Here is a 1,592-nt window from a genome sequence, read left to right on the forward strand (position 1 = left end):
CTGAAACGCCTGCAACTATTGATGGGGCACAATTCCATGAAAACAACATCGGTTTACCTACACCTGGCTGATACCGGGAATAGCCGTCTTCCTGATTTAACTCAAGTCAAAGAGCAGGAGCATGGGACAGACAGAGAATAAGCGTCAAGCGGTAGAATTGGCCGATATTATGCGGGCTTATGCTGCCGGGCTGAAACAAAACCGGAACTTATGTCCTGAGCAACATAAAGCCATTGAAGCTATCAGTTCTTGCCGGACATCGAAACGAAAAGGGCACCTGTCTGTTTGCAATAAATGCGCTTACCGAGAGCAATCGTACAACTCGTGCCGTAACCGGCATTGCAATAAATGCCAGTACCAAAAGCAAACAATCTGGGTCGAAAACCTGAAAGGGCGACTACTCCCAGGCAACTATTTTCACTTGGTCTTTACCTTGCCTGATTGCTTAAACCGACTGATCTACCGCAATCAGCAGCTCTGTTACAGTTTGTTGTTTGCTCAGGCCTGGTCATCCTTGCAGGCCTTATGTGCCAACCCGCGCTTTTTGGGGGCGCAGCCCGGGGCTGTTGCCGTGTTACATACCTGGTCTTCCACGCTGGTTTATCATCCGCATGTTCATATGCTGGTTCCCGCCGGGGGATTATCTGAAGACGGGATGGAATGGGTCAAGGTAAAGAACAAGTTCTTAGTACCGGTTAAAGCCCTGTCCAGAGTCTTTCGGGCCCGGTTTTGCGAGGCTTTGCTTAAACTGCTCCAGTCCGGAAGTTTGAACATCCCCGAGGGATTTCAAACCGAAGGTCTCAAACAAAAGCTTTACGCTAAAAACTGGGTTGTTTACGCCAAAAAGACCGGAAAAACAGCCAGTCGGGCATTGGAGTACCTGGGGCGTTATACTCATCGGGTAGCAATTAGTAATAACCGGATTTGCAGCTTCAACCAAGGTAAAGTTTGCTTTCGTTATAAGGATTCGAAAACCGGACGTTACACCCGCGAAATGGAGTTGGAGGCGGAAACATTTGTCAAACGATTTTTACTCCACATTTTGCCTTCGGGCTTCTACAAAATCAGGTACTTTGGCATTTTGGCTTCGGCCAATGCTGCCGCTCAAAAAGAGCAATGCCTGGCTCTGATAGACAAAGACCAGTACCTCTCGCCGGTGGAAGGATTGAATGCTTACCAAGCTTTCCAGATCCTTAGCGGAAAAGACCCTTGGCGATGTAAGCAATGCGGCGAAGGGATCATGAAAGTTTACCCGATAAGCAACTCTGCCTGAACTAACAAACACGCGTTCTTTGATAAACCGAACAATAAGTTTCCAACAGACTGATCTAAAGGTCAACGGGAAAACTATGTTCGCCCCTGTAGTAAAAGCAGTGCTCGAATAACAAGAAGCGAAAAAAACGAAACGGCAATCGTCTTAATCTGAGACAATAGAGGAGATTCTGCAAGCGGGAAGCCCATAGCGTCGACGGGGAAGAGTCCAACTATATTTTATCCATCATTTTAAACTCTCCCAATAGCAAAATAACAATATCAATTATTATTACTAATTTAACAGCATGCCAGAACGATGGATAAAATACTAGAACGTT

The 1,592-nt window shown here is 46.4% G+C and carries 1 protein-coding gene; it reads left to right on the forward strand.

The features are described from left to right. Nucleotides 1-121 precede the first annotated feature (121 nt). A complete protein-coding gene (locus Q1A18_RS18920; protein ID WP_299584690.1) occupies nucleotides 122-1,273 on the forward strand; it encodes an IS91 family transposase in 1,152 nt (383 codons plus the stop codon). Nucleotides 1,274-1,592 lie beyond the last annotated feature (319 nt).

This window comes from uncultured Sunxiuqinia sp., assembly GCF_947495665.1.
Lineage (GTDB): Bacteria > Bacteroidota > Bacteroidia > Bacteroidales > Prolixibacteraceae > Sunxiuqinia > Sunxiuqinia rutila.

Excerpts from the sequence above, each read along its gene's own strand:
- Q1A18_RS18920 (WP_299584690.1), top strand. The coding sequence starts at position 122 with ATGGGACAGACAGAGAATAAGCGTCAAGCGGTAGAATTGGCCGATATT.